The following is a 16436-nucleotide window of genomic DNA, read 5'->3' as shown; positions in this document are numbered from 1 at the left end:
CTAGCGGCGGCGACGGTACGATCGTGCGCGCAGGCTTGGCGATGGCGCCGGCCGCTGGGAGACGGACAATGAAGGTCATGTTGATGGGCGCGGTCGTGGCGATCGCCGCCGCTGCCGTACCGGTGGCGGCGCAAAAGGCGAACGCGGTCATAACCAAGGCGCTGGCGGACCCTGCACGCGCCGACCAGCAGGGCGACGACGCGCGCCGCAAAGCCGCCGAAGTGCTGGCGTTCTCGGGTGTGAAGCCGGGCGACGTGGTGGTCGATTACCTGCCGGGCGCCGGCTATTGGACGCGGATCTTCACCGGCGTCATCGGGCCCAAGGGGCATGTCTACGCAGTCTGGCCGGCGGCAGGGGCCAAATACGCCGAGAAGTCGCTGCCAGCGTTGCAGGCACGCGCGCTCGGTAACGTGACCGCCGAGGTCCAGGCGACCAACCTGCCGACCTCGCCCCAGCCCGTCGACCTGTTCTGGACGGTGCAGAATTACCACGACATTCCGAACGACGGCGCGGGCGAGGCGGCGTTGCGCGCGTTCGATACCGCGGTGTTCCGCATGCTGAAGCGCGGGGGCACCTATGTGGTGATCGACCATGCCGACGCGCCGGGCACCGGCATGACCGGCACCAGCACACGGCACCGGATCGATCCGGCGGCGGTTAAGACGCAGGTCGAGGCGGCAGGATTCAGGTTCGTGGGCCAGTCGCCGGTGTTGCGCAATCCGGCGGACGATCACAGCAAGGCGGTGTTCGACCCGGAGATCCGCGGCAAGACCGACCAGTTCGTCTACAAGTTCAGGAAGCCGTAAGCGGCGCTGTCTGGGTGGTCCGCGCTGGTCGACGTCGCTTCGGATCGTCGACCAGCCGGGAAATACTGGTGCTGCCGGTGAGGATTGAACTCACGACCTCAGCCTTACCAAGGATGCGCTCTACCACTGAGCTACGGCAGCACTCGCTGACATCGCTGCCGGCGGAGTGGGGCTAAGAGACGAGGGCGGCGCGATTGTCAAGGCATCGCGACCCGATATAGGGCGTATTTATGGACGATCGGGATCGAAAGGCGGCGGAGAAGGCCGAGCGCATGGCGGCTGCGTTGCGCGAGAATCTGCGGCGGCGGAAGGCGCAGGCGCGTGCCGTCGGGGCAGCGCCTGCGATCAAGGACGAGCCGTCTAGCTGAGGGGTGCGCACTTGGCGGTGAGCCAGGCGCGATCCTCCGCATCCGTCATTTCCGGCGTCAGGACCGCCAGCACCTTCGCGTGATAGTCGTCGACCCAGGCGCGCTCCTGCGGGGTCAGCAGCGTCGGCTCGATTAGCGTTCGCTCGATCGGGCAGAAGGTGAGCGTCTCGAAGCCTAGCATCTCCCGGTCGGCGCCGGGGATCGTGCGGGGTTCGATCAGGATCAGGTTCTCGATGCGGATGCCGTATTCGCCGGCCTTGTAATAGCCGGGCTCGTTCGACAGCATCATGCCTGCACGCAGGGGCTCCATCGCCGCGCCGCCGGGGTAGTTGGGCGCGGCGATCCGCTGCGGGCCTTCGTGGACCGCGAGATACGAACCGACGCCGTGGCCGGTGCCGTGGCCGAAATCGAGCCCGGCTTCCCAGAGCGGGCGGCGGGCAAACGCGTCGATCTGGCCGCCCATCGTGCCGTCGGGGAAGACCGCGGTGGCGATGCCGATATGGCCCTTGAGGACGCGGGTGAAGCGGTCGCGCATTTCCGCGGTCGGTTCGCCGATCGGCATCACGCGCGTCACGTCGGTGGTGCCGTCCGCATATTGGCCGCCGGAGTCGATCAAATAGAGCTGGCCGGGTTCGATCGGCGCGCTCGATGCCTCGGTGACGTGGTAGTGCGGGATCGCACCGTGCGGGCCGGTGGCGGAGATCGTGTCGAACGAGGTGTCCTTGAGGACGCCGGTCTGTTCGCGGAAGGCGAGCAGCTTGGCGGCGGCGCTGAGTTCGGTCTGGCCCCCCTTCACGCACTCGATTTCGACCCAGCGGAGGAAGCGCGCGAGCGCGGCGCCATCGCGGGCGGAGGCAGCGCAGTGGCCGGCGATCTCGACCGGGTTCTTGATCGCCTTGGCGAGGACGACGGGGTCGCGGAGGGGCAGGATCTTGGCGCCGCCGGACTGGAGGGCCTGCGTGATCGCGGCGACTGCGCGTTCGGGATCGGCGGCGACGCGCTTGCCGGTATAGGTCGCGAGGGCCGCTGAGAACGCGCTGCGATCATGGAGGCGGACCGCGTTGCCGAGATGCTGGCGGACCGCGTCGTCGAGCTTGTCGGGCGCGACGAACAGGTCGGTGGTGCCGTCCGCGCCGACGATCGCGTAGGACAGCGCAACGGGCGTGTGGTCGACGTCGCCGCCGCGGACGTTGAGCGCCCAGGCGATCGAATCGAGTGCGGTGAGGACGACCGCGTCGGCCTTGTGCTCGGCCAGCCAGTCGGCGATCGCCGCGCGTTTCTCGGCGGAGGAGGCACCGGTGAACTGGTCGGGCTGGACGGTGAGCTTGGCGGGCGAGGGCAGGGGGCGGTCGGTCCAGATTGCGTCGACCGGGTTGGCGTCGACCGCGACCAGCGTCGCGCCGCCATCGGCGAGCGCGGCGGTCGCGACGGCGACCCAGCCGCCGGTGTGCAGCCACGGGTCGTAGCCGATCCGACCGCCCTCGGGCGCATGCTGGCCGAGCCACGCGGCGGGGCTGGTCTGCGGCACGTCGGCATACGCCCACAGCGCGCCGTCGACCTGCTCGCGGACCTGGATCGTGTAGCGGCCATCGGTAAAGATCGCGGCGCGGTCGGCGAGGACCACGGCGGTACCGGCCGACCCGCCGAAGCCGGTTAGCCAGCCGAGCCGCTGCGCGTAGCCGCCGACATATTCGCTCATATGCTCGTCGGTCAGCGGGATCACGAAGCCGTCGAGGCGGTCGGTCGCGAGCTGTACGCGCAGGGCGGCGAGGCGGTCGGTCGGGGTCGGCATGGGGCGGACTCTCTGGTCTGGAAATGGCGCGTGGGCGGCAAAGCAGCGCGATAGCAGCTCGGTCGGTTCCGGGCGACCGTTTCGGGAAACGAGAGGTCGATCCGGACTATCGAGCGTGGTCGGGTATCGTACCCCTTGATCACGATGCCCGCCGCACGGAAGCCGTTCAGGTTGCCGGGCGTACACGGCGTGCCGCATCGATCCGCGATGCCGCAAGGAGTGTCCGATGAAAGCCGTGTTTGCCGTAGCCCTCGCCGTCGCCGCCCCCGTTTTCGCTACTGGCGGTGCCGACGCGCAGTCGTTGAAGCAGACCTGTCCGAGTTGCGATATTCGCGCTCAACACGCGCTGAAGGCCGAGACCGGCGGCAGCATCAAGGATGCTCGACAGGCGCACATATCGATGCGCGCGAACATCCTCGAAGCCGACCTCGGCACTGCCCGCAAGGCACGCCGGCTGACGCAGCGACAGACCGACACGCTGTTCAAGCGGGTCGAGGCGGTGCGCCATGCGACCGACCGTTTCGTGAAGAAACAGGGCTTCCTCAGCGCGGCCGAGCGCGCCAGCTACGATCGCGAGCTGGACGCGGTGGCGATGCGAATCTGTCGTTCATGAGCCGTTGATCGGGGATCTCCCTGCGAACGGTCGACCCGTCAGGCATAGGCGGCTTGCGGCGCATAGTCCGGTTTGCGTGCGGTCGACCGTGGACCATCACCCCGGGATATCTTGAAGCTCGCGGCCTGGGTGGACAGCGATCGCACTTCGTTCGCGAGATTGCGGGCGGCGGCGGAGGTTTCCTCGACCATCGCCGCGTTCTGCTGCGTCGATTGGTCCATCGTCCCGATCGCCGTGGAGATTTCGGTGATCGCCGCCGACTGCGCTTGGTTGTCCGCGGCCATCGTCGCGAGCAGTTCGTGTACCTCGGCGACGTCGTCGACGATGGTGCTCAGCGCGCCATCGACGCGGGTCACCGCCTCGACCGCGGTCACGACCTCGGTCTGCGTGACCGTCAGCTGATCGCGCGCCCGCTTTGCCTCTTCCTCGGCGCGCATCGCCAGCGCCGAGACGAGGTCGGCGACCACGGCGAAACCGCGGCCGGCGTCACCCGCACGGCCCGCTTCGACTGCGGCATTCATTGCCAGCACGCGCGTCTGGAACGCGATCTTGTCGAGCCCTTCGATCACGCTGTCGATGCCCTTGGCGCTCTCCGAAACACGCCCCATCGCCTGCACGGCCTCTTCCGCCACCGTTCGCCCGCTGCCGACCGTCGCGATGGTCTGATTCGCGCGCTGGACGGTGCGGGTCGCTGCTGCCGCCGACGCGCGGAGCCGCGCATCCATCTGCGTCACCGAGGCGGTGGTTTCTTCCAGCGACGCCGCATTGCTCTCGGTCCGCCGGGCAAGATCTTCCGACGCCTGGGCGATCTCGCCCGAGCCGGTCTGGATGCTCGCCGCGCTGTCCGATACCGAGCCGATCAGGTTGCGCATCGAGTCGATCGCAGCGTTGAAGTCGGTCTTCAACGGCAGATACTCCGGCATCAGGTCGGCAGTGATGCTGGCCGTCAGATCGCCCCGGCCGAATTTTTCGAGGTGGTCGCGGAAGACCGCGATCATCTCGTCCTGCGCGGCGGATTGCTTGAGCCTTGCCGCCGCCGTCTCTCGAAACGAGAACATCGCCTTGGTCATCCGGCCGACGCAATCCCGATACGCGGTGTGGGCGATCGGCGCGTCAAGGTCGCCCTTGGCGAGCGCTTCCATGCGCACCACGGTGGAGACGTACGGATCGCACACGGCCGTTCGGATCCGGGCACCGGCGCAACCGGCAGCGATCGTGATCGCGGCTCCCAGGGCCAGGCCGACGATCGGGTAGCCCGCGACCGACGCTACGAAGGTCGTCATCACGCCAAGCGCGACCAAGAGGGTCATACCGGTGAACGCGATCATCATCTTCTGACGGATCGGCGCAACCTCCTGAAACCACAGCAATCTATTTTCTCCGCTTTGTAAACAACACACATTCTAGGCGAACCTGCGGCGTGTTTAGGTCCACAACGGCAATAAATTCTTCATACTCTGCTTAACGCTCTGTTAGGGGGTTTTGGTGCCGGACGGGTCCGTATCCCGCACGGGGACGGGCGTTGGCTTCCGTCGGCTGCACGGCTAACACACCGGCATGACCACGCCCCCCATCGCCGAACAGCGCCCGCACAGATTCACCACGCATGGCGTGACGATCGAGGATCCCTATGCGTGGCTGAAGGATCCGAACTATCCGGAGGTCGATGACGCCGACGTGCTGGCGTATCTCGCCGCCGAGAACGTGTATTTCGAAGAGCAGATGGCGCCGCACGAAGCGCTCACCGACACGATCTACGAAGAGATGAAGGCGCGCATCAAGGAGGACGAATCCTCGGTGCCGCAGAAGGATGGCGATTGGCTCTACTGGACCGCGTACGAGACCGGCGGGCAGTATAAGAAATGGTGGCGCAAGCCGGTCGTGGGTGGCGACGACGAGCTGTTGCTCGACGAGCCGTCGCTGGCGGAGGGGCACGAGTATTTCCGGCTCGGGGCGTTCTCGATCAGCAATGACGGGCGCTATCTTGCCTATGCGATCGACGACAATGGGAGCGAGCGGTTCGAGGTTCGGGTCAAGGACCTGGATACCGGCGAGCATCTGCCCGACGTGATCCCGGGGATGCTCAGCGAGATCGTCTGGACTGCGGACGATGCGGGCTTCCTGTACGGGCTGGCGAACGAGCAGTGGCGGACCGACAATGCGCGGTTCCACCGGTTGGGGACGCCGATCTCCGAGGACGTCGTGCTGTTCCACGAGGAAGACGAGGGCTTTCGCGTCGGCGTCGGCGAGACGAGTTCGCGCAAGTGGATCGTGATTGCGACCAGCGATCATGTGACGAGCGAGCTGTACCTGCTGCCCGCGCATGAGCCTCTGGCGGTGCCGATCCTCGTTTCGGCGCGGAAGGTGGGCCGCGAATATGATGTGGACGAGCATGACGGGACGCTGTTCATCCACACCAACGACGTCGATCCGAATTTCCGGCTTTGTACCGCGCTGGTCGAGGAGCCGGATGCGTGGAGCGAGCTGATTCCGGCCTCGCCGCATTTCTATATGACCGGGGTGGAGTGCTATCAGGACTTCTTCGTCGTCGACGGGCGCGAGGATGGCCTCGATCAGATCGCGATCCACCGATACGAGACGCCGACCGAGGGCAAGCGGATCGACTTCCCCGAGGCGAGCTATGTCGCCGGGCTGGGGGACAATCCCGAGTACGACATGACGGTGTTGCGGCTTGGGTATGAGTCGATGGTCACGCCGGGGACGGTGTACGACTATGACGTCGATACCGGCGAGCGGACGATGCTCAAGGTGCAGGAGATCCCGAGCGGGTATGACGCGGCGAAATATGCGACCGAGCGGCTCAAGATCGTTGCGCGGGACGGGACCGAGATCCCGGTGTCGATCGTGTATCCGGCGGGGTTCGTGCGCGATGGGTCGGCGCCTTTGTTCCTCTATGCCTATGGCGCGTACGGCTATGCGATCCCGCCGGGCTTCTCGACCGGGCGGATGAGCTTGCTCGATCGCGGGTTTGCCTATGCGATCGCGCATATCCGCGGCGGCGATGATCTGGGCCAGCAATGGTATCTGGATGGCAAGCTCGAGAAGCGCGCGAACACGTTCAATGATTTCGTCGATGTGGCGAAGGCGCTGGTCGATGCGCAGTGGACGTCGGCGGGGAAGATCGCGATCGCCGGGCGGTCCGCGGGCGGCGAGCTGATGGGGGCGGTGGTCAATTCCGATCCCGAACTGTGGGGTGCGGTGATCGCGGATGTGCCGTTCGTCGACGTGCTGAACACGATGCTGGACGAGAGCCTGCCGCTGACGCCGGGCGAGTGGCCCGAATGGGGCAATCCGATCGAAGACGAGGCTGCGTTCAAGCTGATCCGGTCGTATTCGCCGTACGACAACGTGAAGGCGCAGGCTTATCCGCCGATGTTCATCAGCGGCGGGCTGAACGATCCGCGCGTCACGTACTGGGAGCCGGCGAAGTGGGCGGCGAAGCTGCGGCGCATGAAGACCGACGACAATGTGCTGCTGCTCAAGACCAACATGGGCGCGGGGCATGGCGGCAAGTCGGGGCGGTTCGAATCGCTGCGTGAGGGCGCGGAGGAACACGCGTTCGTGCTGTGGCAGCTGGGCGTCGCGGGGTGAGCCGGTTCACGCTCTCGATCACGGCGCAGGACGCGGATATCGATGAGCTTGGGCATGTGAACAATGCGGTCTGGGTGCAGTGGATCCAGGCGATCGCGACTGCGCATTGGGAGGCGGTGGCGCCACCTGAGCACAAGCTGGCGTATGTGTGGGTCGTGACGCGGCATGAGATCGATTACCGCGGGAGTGTCGTTTCGGGGGAGACGGTCGTTGGTGAGACGTGGGTCGAGGGGGCGCCGAAGGGGGCTCGGTTCGATCGGCATGTGCGGTTTTTGGGGGATGATGGGAAGGTGAAGCTTGAGGCGGTGACGACCTGGGCTTTGCTGGATCGTGCGACCGGGCGGTTGATGCGGGTGCGCGAGGATGTGGCAGCGCCGTTTTATCCTCCCCGGCACGGGGAGGGGGACCGCGACGCGTAGCGGCGTGGTGGAGGGGGAGTGCCGCAAGCGTTACGGCTGTGTCGGAGCGGTACTGGGCGCTGCGATCGGGTAAGGCGAGTCTCACGGCTGGTACTTTTGTCGCACGCCCCCTCCACCAGCTTCGCTGGTCCCCCTCCCCGTGCCGGGGAGGATTAGCCGCTGTTTCTTAGGGCGGTGGCGATGGCGTTGATGGATAGGAGGATGCCTTCGCCTATCCGCGGGTCGTCCTCGCCGGCGCGGCGGCGTTTGATCAGTTCGATCTGGAGAAGGTTGAGCGGCTCGATATAGGGGAGGCGGAGGCGGATCGAGGCGTCTAGGGCGGGGTGCTTTTCGAGCAGGCGCGACTGGCCGGTGACTTGCAGAAGGCCGTCGTGGGTCTGGTGCCAGCCGTCGCGGATCGTGGTGAAGATCTCGCGGAGTTTGTCGTCCTCGACTAGCCCGGCATAGCGTTCGGCGATGCCGATGTCGGACTTGGCCAGCACCATCTCGAGGTTCGCCAGCGCGGAGGCGAAGAGGGGCCAGCCTTGCGCCATGTCCTTCAGCAGCGCCTTGTCCTCGAAATCGGCGATCGCGCGGCCGACCCCGTACCAGCCGGGGAGCATGACGCGCGCCTGCGCCCAGCTGAAGACCCAGGGGATGGCGCGGAGGTCTTCGATGCGGTCGGACTTGGTGCGGCTGGCGGGGCGGCTGCCGATCTTGAGGCCGGCGATCTCGGCGATCGGGGTCATCTGGCGGAAGAAGGTGCGGAAGCCTTCGGTACCATAGACGAGGTCGCGGTAGCTGTGGAACGCGGTGTCGCTGAGCGTGTCCATTGCCGCAGAGAAGCTTGCGTTGTCGGCGTTCGACAGGCGTTCTGGCTCGAGGCTGGCGAGCAGCGTGGCCGAGGCGATCGCTTCGAGGTTGGTCATCGCGGCGTCGCGCGTGCCGTATTTCGCGGCGATGACCTCGCCTTGCTCGGTGATGCGAATGCGGCCCTGGACGGTGCCCGAGGGTTGCGCGCGGATCGCACGGAACGCCGAGCCGCCGCCGCGCCCGACCGCGCCGCCGCGGCCGTGGAACAGCTGCATGCCGACGCCGGCTGCGGCGAAGACGGGTTTGAGTGCGGTCGATGCTTTCGAAAGCCGCCAGGTGGAGGTGAGATATCCCCCGTCCTTGTTGCTGTCCGAATAGCCGATCATCACTTCCTGATGGCCACGTGCCTTGGAGATCGTCGCGATCTCGGGGAGCGCGAACCAGGCGGTCATGACGGCGGGGGCGGCTTCGAGATCGCCGATCGTCTCGAACAAGGGCACGGCCATGATCGCCGCGGTCGGGCTTTCACCGGGGCGGTAGAGGCCGACTTCCTTCAGGAGCAAATTAACTTCGAGCAGGTCGCTGACCGACTGCGCCATCGAGACGATGTAGTTGGTGATGCACGCCGGGCCGTACGCGGCGTGCGCGTCGGCGGCGGCCTGGACGATCGCGAGTTCGCCGGCGGTTTCTTCGGAATATTCGGCGAAGCGCGAGGTGAGCGGGCGGGCGTTGGCCAGTTCGCGGCGTAGCAGCGCGACGCGCGCATCCTCGTCTAGCGCGAGGTAATCGCCCTCGACCCCTGCGACCTTGAGCAGTTCGGCGACGACGCGTTCGTGGACGGCGCTGTTCTGGCGGAGATCCAAGGTGGCGAGGTGGAAGCCGAACGTCTCGACCGCGCGGATCAGCCGGCCGAGCGCGCCGCCGGTCTTCAGCGCGATGCCCAGGCCGTGCGCGAGCGTGACGAGGTCGGCGCGGAAGTCGGCGGGGTTCGCATAGGGCTCGCCGACGAGGCGGCCGGGGCGGGGGGCGTGCTTGCCGGTAAGCGCGTCGTGCGTCGCGGACAGGCGGGCGTAGATGCCGGAGAGCGCGCGGCGATAGGGCTCGTCGCTACGGCTGGCGGCATCGTCGCCGCTGGCGTCGGCGAGCGCCTGGACCGCGGCATCGGCGGGGGCGTGCTCGGTCGAGATCGAGAGCTCGGCGCCGAGTGCGTGCACTGCGTCGCAGTAATAGCCGAGCACGGCTTCGCTCGCCTTCGACAGCGCGGTCTTGAGCGAGTCGGCGGTGACGTACGGGTTGCCGTCGCGGTCGCCGCCGATCCAGCTGCCGGGGCGCAGGAAGCTGGGCGTGCGTTCGCCGAGTGCGCGGTCCCAGCGCTGGTAGAGCGCGGGGAGCGCGGGGAGGAACACGTCGCGGAGGTAGCTGAGCGCGGTGTCGACCTCGTCGGTGACGTAGAGGCGGTCGCGGCGCAGGACGCGGGTTTGCCAGAGCAAAGCGATCTGGCGGAGGATCGCGTCGTCGACGCTGTCGCCATCCGGCGTGGTGTCGCGGCCGAGATCGCGCAGGCCCATCAGCTCGGCGATGCGGTTGCGGTGGTCGATCATGCTTTTCCGCCGCACTTCGGTCGGGTGCGCAGTGAGGACGGGGGCGATCAGCGCGTGGTCGAGCAACGTGCGGATCTGGGCGCGGTCGATGCCTTCGGATTCGAGTTGGGCGATCGCGGAGGCGAGGTCGGCGCCGTCTTCCGCGGCGATGCCCTGGCGGTCCTCGGCGAGGTTGGCGAGCATCGAGAACAGCATGAAGCCGCGGACGAAATCGAGCGTCTCGTCGAGGCTGAGTTTTTCGAGGCTGAGATCGACGGCGCGATCGTCGCCGGGCTTGCCTTCGGAGGCGTCGCGGTGGCGCTCGACCGAGGCTTTGCGGATCGTCTCGGTGGCTTCGAACAGACGCTCGCCGCCATAGGCGCGGATGACGTCGCCGAGCAGTTTGCCGAGGAAGCGGATGTCGGAATTGTTCGCGATTGCGGGGAGGCTTGCCATGATTCCCTGCTGCGCTGCGGCAGGGATCAGGTCAACCAAGAACACCGCGCGACACGCTTAAATAGTCGCTTGTTTAGTGCTTTAGGCGACAGATTATTGCACAGATCAGCGCTTACGCGACTCCGCGCGCTCTTCCGACGTCACCGTGCCGTCGTGGTTCAGGTCCATCCTGTCGAACCAGGCGAGCGTGCCTTCGCTCCACTCGATCGCGGTGATGACGCCGTCCTTGTTGCGGTCGAACGCCTTGATGCGCGCGTTGGGCGAGGGGAGCTCGTCCTTGGTGACGCGATCGTCGCCGTTGCGGTCGAGCGTGCGGAAGCGGCGTTCCATGCTGGCGCCGAAATCGAGCCGCGAGGTTACCGAGGGCGGCACGAAGCCGACCGCGTTGGCGTCGGCCTGCGCGCGCTGCGCGTCCTTGTCGCCGCACGCGGACACCAGAATTCCCGTCGCGGCGAGCGCCGCTACCAGTTTCACCTGCATAGAATCTCCCGTCGTATCGATGCCGTCAGGCCTCGAGTTCGATGTCCCAGTACAGCCAGTCGTGCCACGTGTCGTGCAGGTAGTTGGGCGGGAAGCTGCGGCCGTGTTCCTGAAGGTGCCAGTTGGTCGGGCGGATCGCCTCGATGTGCAGCGGCATCGCCGCCTGTTTGGGCGTGCGCCCGCCCTTTTTGAGGTTGCAGGGCGAGCAGGCGGTGACGACGTTCTCCCATGTGGTACGCCCACCTTGCGCGCGGGGGACGACATGGTCGAAGGTGAGATCGCGCAGCTTGCCGCAATATTGGCAGGTGAACTTGTCGCGCAGGAACAGGTTGAAGCGGGTAAAGGCGGGAAATTGCGACGGTCGGACGAACTGCTTGAGCGCGATCACCGAGGGCAGCTTCAGCGCGAAATTGGCGCTGCGGACTTCGCGTTCATAGGTGGCGACGATGTCGACACGGTCGAGGAAGACAGCCTTGACCGCGGTTTGCCACGGCCAGACGCTGAGCGGATAGTAGGAAAGCGGCGTGTAATCGGCATTGAGCACAAGCGCCGGACAACCATCCGGATGACGCATCAGATCGGGGTGAAACACGGCTCCTCCCACTCAGGCTTCGCAGAGCGCCCTATGGACGACAGCGATGACACCGCCATGACAGCACGCCGCGTGGCGGTCGGTCAAGCGTGCTGAGCGACGGACCGGTCGTAACGCGGTTCGCGCCGAGCCCGACGGGGCGGTTGCACCTGGGCCACGCGGTGTCGGCGATCAGGGCGCACGACTATGCGCGGGAGCGGGGCGGGCGGTTCCTGCTGCGGATCGAGGATATCGACGGGACGCGGAGTCGGCCGGAGTTCGTCGCGGGGATCTTGGAGGACCTGGGGTGGCTTGGGTTGCGGTGGGACTCTTTGGTGTTCCAGTCGGAGCGGTTGGCTACGTATGATGTTGCGCTGGAGGCTTTGAAGGCGCGCGGGCTGGTTTACCCCTGTTTCTGTACGCGGGCGGAGATCGCGGCGAGCGCGTCGGCGCCGCAGGGGGACGTCGGACCGGTCTATCCGGGCACGTGTCGCCGTTTGAGCGCGGAGGAGGTCGCTGCGCGGGGGGGTGTGGCGCATTGCTGGCGGCTCGACATGGTGAAGGCCGTGGCGATTACCGGCGTGCTCGCGTGGCATGATGCGATTGCCGGGACCGTCGTGGCGGATCCGCTGTCGCAGGGGGATGTCGTGCTGGCGCGGAAGGATGCGCCGGCGAGCTATCATCTGGCGGTGACCTTGGACGATGCGGCGCAGGGGGTGACGGACGTGGTGCGCGGGGTGGACCTGTTCGCGGCGACCGACGTGCACCGGGTGTTGCAGGCGCTGCTCGGGTTGCCGGTGCCGGAATATCATCATCATCCGCTGGTGGTGGATGCGGCGGGGCGGCGGTTGGCGAAGCGGGATGGGGCGCGCTCGCTGGCGGAGATGCGGGCGGCGGGGGAGGATGGGCTGGCACTGGCGGCTCGGGTACGAAGTGGGGTGATCGCGGCTGTCTCGCGCTGCTGATCGTCAACGTCCGAGTCAGCCGCAAGGTGTGCTGAGAAACGGATGGCAGCCTATGCCTCCTTGTTCTCCCGCGAAGGCGGGGACCCAGTCTGGGTCCCCGCCTTCGCGGGGAAACAAGGTGGAGGGAGTAACGCCCGTAATCTCGCACCACCCCGGCGGAGGCCGGGGCCCAATTGGGGGACGGTGATGATGACGTTTATCGCTTCGTTACCTTGGCTTTCCCAATTGGGCCCCGGCCTGCGCCGGGGTGGTGCTCTTGCTTGGAGTGGGTGCGCTAAAGCTCGATCCCCAGCCTCGGGGCCGTCCAGGTCATCGCAGCATACAGCGCGACCGTCAGCACGCACCCTGCCACCAGCGACACCCAGAACGGCGCGCCGTGGCGGAGCAGCGCCGGGATCAGCAGGAACATCGGCAGCGACGGCAGCACATACCAGAACGTCGCCCCGGCGTGCGCGGCCATCGTCCGCGGGTCGGGCTTGTCGTGCCAGAGCCAGATCATGCCGAGCACCGACACCAGCGGCAGCGACGCCACGAGCGCGCCGAAGCCGGGATAGCGCTTGGCGATCTCCGACGCGGCGGCGATAAGAATGCCGGAAATCAGGGCTTTCAGCGTCAAGTATAACATGCAGCATTTGCACGCATCACGAAGGGTTCCGCAACACTGCTACGGCCATTGCTAGCAGCATCCGGTGCGCTTACATTCCTTTCATGAACACATTCCTCGTCATCCTCCTGATCGCGGCGATGATCGCGACCGTCGTGGCCCTGGTGCGGGGCGTCGTGTCGTTCCTGCAGGAGGGGACGGCGCAGGTTCGCGACGGCAACGGCCCGAGCGCGGCGTCGCTCAAATCGAATCGGATGATGCAGCAGCGGATCTTCTTTCAAGCGCTGGCGATCCTGATCGTGGTCGTGATCCTGTTCGCGGCGGGGCGGAACTAAGGATAGAAGCTGCGCCCACTTACGCGGTTCGGTCGCTGCTGGCGTTGGTAAGCGTCCGTCATCCTGACGAACGTCAGGATTCAGAGTAATTGGCGATGCGCTCTGGGCTTTGGTTCCTGACTTTCGTCAGCAAGACGGGTCTCGGTGTTGGTGGATAGAAATGGTCAAGCTCAACAAGATCTACACGCGAACCGGTGACGACGGTACGACCGGGCTGGTCGACGGGTCGCGCGTGTCGAAGGCCAGCGCGCTGATGCAGGCGATCGGCGATGTCGACGAGGCGAACTCCGCCATTGGTGTGGCGGTGGTGGCGCTTGGCGGCGATCCGCTCGCCGCTGCGCTGGAGCGGATCCAGAACGATCTGTTCGATCTTGGTGCCGACCTCGCGACGCCTGCAACCGACGACGGATTCGCACCATCCGAGATGGTGTTGCGGATCGTGCCGGCGCAGGTCGAGCGACTGGAGCGCGAGATCGATGCGATGAACGTGCACCTTGCGCCGTTGCGGAGCTTCATCCTGCCGGGCGGGTCGCCGCAGGCCGCCGCACTGCATGTGGCGCGGGCGATTTCGCGACGCGCGGAGCGATCCGCGGTCGCGGCGACGCACGATATGCCGCTGAATCCGGCGGCATTAGCGTATGTTAACCGGCTATCGGATTTCCTGTTCGTGGCGTCGCGGGCGGTGAACCAAAACGGGGCCGGCGACGTTCTATGGCGACCGGGGGCTACGCGCGCGCAGGCGTGATCGGCGTTCGAGCGTTGCGGTACGGGGCGACGCATTGAAGGATAATCGATGCCGCAGCCTGTTCGTCCTGATCCAAACGCCGCTCCATCGTCGGATTTGAGTGAGCGTTTTTCCGCCGTACGCGCGTTGACACTGGCGCTCGCCGCGCCGCTGTCGGATGCCGATGCGACGGTGCAGTCGATGGACGATGCGTCGCCGACCAAGTGGCATCTGGCGCATACGACGTGGTTCTTCGAAACCTTCGTATTGCGCGATCACGTCGCCGGTTATGCGCTGCATGACGAGCGGTTCCCATTCCTGTTCAACAGCTATTACGAGGCCGAGGGGCGGCGCCATGCGCGCGACCGGCGCGGGATGGTGACGCGGCCGTCGCTCGACGAGGTGCGGGCGTACCGCGCGCATGTCGATGCGGCGCTGCTCGATGCGCTGCCCGGCTTGTCGGAGGATGCGCAGGCGCTGGTGGCGCTTGGGTGTCATCACGAGGAGCAGCACCAAGAGCTGCTGGTGACCGACATCCTTCATATGTTTTCCGAAAACCCGTTGGAGCCCGCGATGTGGCCGGCGCCGCGGAAAGTACCGGTCGAGATGCCGGGGCCGATCGGCTGGATCGCGCGCGAGAGCGGGATCGTCGAGGTCGGGCATGACGGTGACGAGTTCGCGTTCGATTGCGAGGGACCGCGGCACGCCGCCTTGCTGGTGCCGCATGCGATCGCCGACCGGACCGTGACGAACGGCGAATGGGCGGCGTTCATTGCCGATGGCGGCTACACCGAAGCGCGGCATTGGCTGGCGGATGGCTGGGCGTGGGTAAACGCCGAGGGTATCGTCGCGCCGCTGTATTGGGAGCAGGGCGAGGCGGGCTGGACACGGTTCGGGCTCGACGGGCGGCGCGCGATCGATCCGGCGGCGCCGGTGACGCATGTGAGCTTCTTCGAGGCGGATGCGTATGCGAGCTGGGCCGGTGCACGACTACCGACCGAGTTCGAATGGGAGGCGGCGGCGGCCTCGCACGACGCGAACGGCGGCAACCAGATGGATGTGGCGGGGCCGGTCGAGCCTCGGCCGGCGGCGAATGGTCCGGCGTTCTTCGGCGATGTCTGGGAGTGGACCGGCAGCGCGTACCGCCCGTATCCCGGTTTCGTGACCGCGGCCGGCGCCGTCGGCGAATACAACGGCAAGTTCATGAGTTCGCAGTTCATCCTGCGCGGTGGCAGTTGTGCCACGCCGCGTGGCCATGCCCGGCCGAGCTACCGCAATTTCTTCTATCCGCACCAACGGTGGCAGTTCACCGGCGTGCGTCTTGCGAAAGATATCTGATGTTGAAGCCTGAGATCGAGGACGGCCAGCAGACGCTCGCCGACCCGCAATTCCGTGCGGACGTGCTGGACGGCCTTGCGCGGCGCCCGCGGGCGATCCCGGCACGGTGGTTCTACGACCGGCGCGGCTCGGAGCTGTTCGAGAAGATCACCGACCTGCCCGAATATTATCCGACGCGGACTGAGCGTTCGATCTTGGAAACGGCGTGCCCCGAAGTGGCGACACTTGCGGGCGAAGGTCGTGCGGTCGTCGAGTTCGGGTCGGGGTCGTCGACCAAGACGCCGATCCTCCTCGATGCCGTGGCGCCGTCGGTTTATGTGCCGATCGATATCTCGGGGGATTTCCTGCGGGAGTCGTCGAAGGTGCTGGGCGAGCAGTTTCCTGATCTGCTGGTACTACCGTTCGAGGCGGACTTCATGCGGCCGTTGAGCCTGCCGAAGACGATCGCTGATACGCCCAAGCTCGGCTTCTTTCCGGGATCGACGATCGGCAACATGATCCCGCTGATGGCGGTCGACCTGCTGCGCGCGATGCGATCGTCGCTCGGCGTGGGGGCAATGCTGCTGATCGGGATGGACCGGATCAAGGGCGAGGACGTGCTCGTGCCCGCGTATGACGATGCGCAGGGCGTGACCGCAGCGTTCAACCTGAACCTCCTCGAGCGTATCAACCGCGAACTGGACGGCGATATCCCGGTCGACGCGTTCCGCCACAAGGCGGTGTGGAACGACGATCGCGCGCGGATCGAGATGCATCTGGAGGCGGTGCGCGATGTCGCGTTTACCGTCGATGGGCGATCGTTCGAAATGATTGCCGGCGAGACGATCCACACGGAGAACTCGCACAAATACGGCGCGCGCGATGCTCGGATCTTGCTGCGGTCGGGCGGATGGACGCCGGTGGCGGCGTGGACCGATCCCGAAGGTCTGTTCGGCGTGTATCTGGCCGAGGCGCAGGTGGAGCGGCCGGCGCCCTGAGGGG

Annotated in this window: 16 protein-coding genes and 1 tRNA gene; 10 read left to right on the top strand and 7 right to left on the bottom strand. The window is 66.4% G+C overall.

The genetic code is table 11. The features are described 5' to 3' along the window. The first annotated feature begins 68 nt into the window (after positions 1-68). Positions 69-806: a class I SAM-dependent methyltransferase gene (locus ASG20_RS11625; protein WP_082470905.1), complete on the top strand. Its 738-nt coding sequence runs from the start codon at positions 69-71 to the stop codon at positions 804-806. Between the two features lie 66 nt (positions 807-872). Here ASG20_RS11625 and ASG20_RS11620 read toward each other — a convergent pair. Continuing rightward, positions 873-947 (bottom strand) — tRNA-Thr (locus ASG20_RS11620). 89 nt (positions 948-1036) lie between these two features. Here ASG20_RS11620 and ASG20_RS19680 point away from each other — a divergent pair. Further along, positions 1037-1174 (top strand): hypothetical protein, encoded by a 138-nt coding sequence (locus ASG20_RS19680; RefSeq protein WP_168371626.1) that lies wholly within the window; start codon positions 1037-1039, stop codon positions 1172-1174. Here ASG20_RS19680 and ASG20_RS11615 read toward each other — a convergent pair. Continuing rightward, positions 1167-2966: an aminopeptidase P family protein gene (locus tag ASG20_RS11615; RefSeq protein ID WP_056052271.1), complete on the bottom strand. Its 1800-nt coding sequence runs from the start codon at positions 2964-2966 to the stop codon at positions 1167-1169. The two genes, ASG20_RS19680 and ASG20_RS11615, sit on opposite strands and share 8 nt — an antisense overlap. A gap of 226 nt (positions 2967-3192) precedes the next feature. Between ASG20_RS11615 and ASG20_RS11610 the strand changes: the two genes are divergently transcribed. Beyond that, on the top strand, positions 3193-3579 hold the full coding sequence (locus ASG20_RS11610) for a hypothetical protein (protein ID WP_056052268.1): 387 nt from the start codon (positions 3193-3195) through the stop codon (positions 3577-3579). 38 nt (positions 3580-3617) lie between these two features. Here the strand turns inward: ASG20_RS11610 and ASG20_RS11605 are convergent, their stop codons facing one another. Then, positions 3618-4949 carry a methyl-accepting chemotaxis protein gene (locus ASG20_RS11605; protein WP_056052264.1) on the bottom strand — a complete coding sequence of 444 codons (1332 nt, stop codon included), beginning with the start codon at positions 4947-4949 and terminating at the stop codon, positions 3618-3620. Positions 4950-5136: 187 nt separating this feature from the next. Between ASG20_RS11605 and ASG20_RS11600 the strand changes: the two genes are divergently transcribed. Both ASG20_RS11600 and ASG20_RS11595 read left to right on the top strand, forming a co-directional pair. Continuing rightward, entirely contained in the window at positions 5137-7191 is a 2055-nt protein-coding gene (locus tag ASG20_RS11600) for a S9 family peptidase (protein ID WP_056052261.1), read from the top strand. After that, positions 7188-7610, top strand: a complete 423-nt coding sequence (locus tag ASG20_RS11595) for an acyl-CoA thioesterase (RefSeq protein WP_156364252.1) — start codon at positions 7188-7190, stop codon at positions 7608-7610. The genes ASG20_RS11600 and ASG20_RS11595 overlap by 4 nt, the downstream gene beginning before the upstream one ends. Before the next feature lie 152 nt (positions 7611-7762). Here the strand turns inward: ASG20_RS11595 and ppc are convergent, their stop codons facing one another. The 3 genes from ppc to ASG20_RS11580 all read right to left on the bottom strand — a co-directional run bounded on the left by ppc (position 7763) and on the right by ASG20_RS11580 (position 11510). After that, entirely contained in the window at positions 7763-10438 is a 2676-nt protein-coding gene (gene ppc, locus ASG20_RS11590; RefSeq protein WP_056052255.1) for a phosphoenolpyruvate carboxylase, read from the bottom strand. A gap of 105 nt (positions 10439-10543) precedes the next feature. Further along, the gene (locus ASG20_RS11585; protein ID WP_056052252.1) at positions 10544-10918 is read right to left on the bottom strand and encodes an EF-hand domain-containing protein; all 375 of its coding nucleotides are present in this window, start codon (positions 10916-10918) and stop codon (positions 10544-10546) included. Positions 10919-10943: 25 nt separating this feature from the next. Beyond that, positions 10944-11510 (bottom strand): HNH endonuclease, encoded by a 567-nt coding sequence (locus ASG20_RS11580; RefSeq protein WP_056052248.1) that lies wholly within the window; start codon positions 11508-11510, stop codon positions 10944-10946. Positions 11511-11599: 89 nt separating this feature from the next. On the opposite strand from ASG20_RS11580, the gene gluQRS reads away from it, so the two are divergent. Beyond that, the gene (gluQRS, locus tag ASG20_RS11575; RefSeq protein WP_201780721.1) at positions 11600-12454 is read left to right on the top strand and encodes a tRNA glutamyl-Q(34) synthetase GluQRS; all 855 of its coding nucleotides are present in this window, start codon (positions 11600-11602) and stop codon (positions 12452-12454) included. Between the two features lie 274 nt (positions 12455-12728). Here the strand turns inward: gluQRS and ASG20_RS11570 are convergent, their stop codons facing one another. Then, entirely contained in the window at positions 12729-13079 is a 351-nt protein-coding gene (locus ASG20_RS11570) for a DUF3147 family protein (protein WP_056052244.1), read from the bottom strand. A gap of 83 nt (positions 13080-13162) precedes the next feature. Between ASG20_RS11570 and ASG20_RS11565 the strand changes: the two genes are divergently transcribed. The 4 genes from ASG20_RS11565 (at position 13163) to egtD (ending at position 16432) form a co-directional block, all read left to right on the top strand. Next, the gene (locus ASG20_RS11565) at positions 13163-13393 is read left to right on the top strand and encodes a twin transmembrane helix small protein (RefSeq protein WP_056052241.1); all 231 of its coding nucleotides are present in this window, start codon (positions 13163-13165) and stop codon (positions 13391-13393) included. 160 nt (positions 13394-13553) lie between these two features. Beyond that, a complete protein-coding gene (locus ASG20_RS11560; RefSeq protein WP_056052238.1) occupies positions 13554-14138 on the top strand; it encodes a cob(I)yrinic acid a,c-diamide adenosyltransferase in 585 nt (194 codons plus the stop codon). A 48-nt stretch (positions 14139-14186) separates the two neighbouring features. Continuing rightward, positions 14187-15455: an ergothioneine biosynthesis protein EgtB gene (gene egtB, locus ASG20_RS11555; RefSeq protein ID WP_082470904.1), complete on the top strand. Its 1269-nt coding sequence runs from the start codon at positions 14187-14189 to the stop codon at positions 15453-15455. After that, complete coding sequence (egtD, locus tag ASG20_RS11550; protein ID WP_056052232.1) at positions 15455-16432, top strand: L-histidine N(alpha)-methyltransferase; 978 nt, start codon at positions 15455-15457, stop codon at positions 16430-16432. Before egtB ends, egtD begins: the two co-directional genes overlap by 1 nt. The last annotated feature ends 4 nt before the right edge of the window (positions 16433-16436 follow it).

This window comes from Sphingomonas sp. Leaf198, from assembly GCF_001424005.1.
In the GTDB taxonomy this organism is placed as follows: Bacteria; Pseudomonadota; Alphaproteobacteria; order Sphingomonadales; family Sphingomonadaceae; genus Sphingomonas.
The sequence above is the reverse complement of the archived record's forward strand: the minus strand, read 5'-3'. Positions and strand labels throughout refer to the sequence as shown.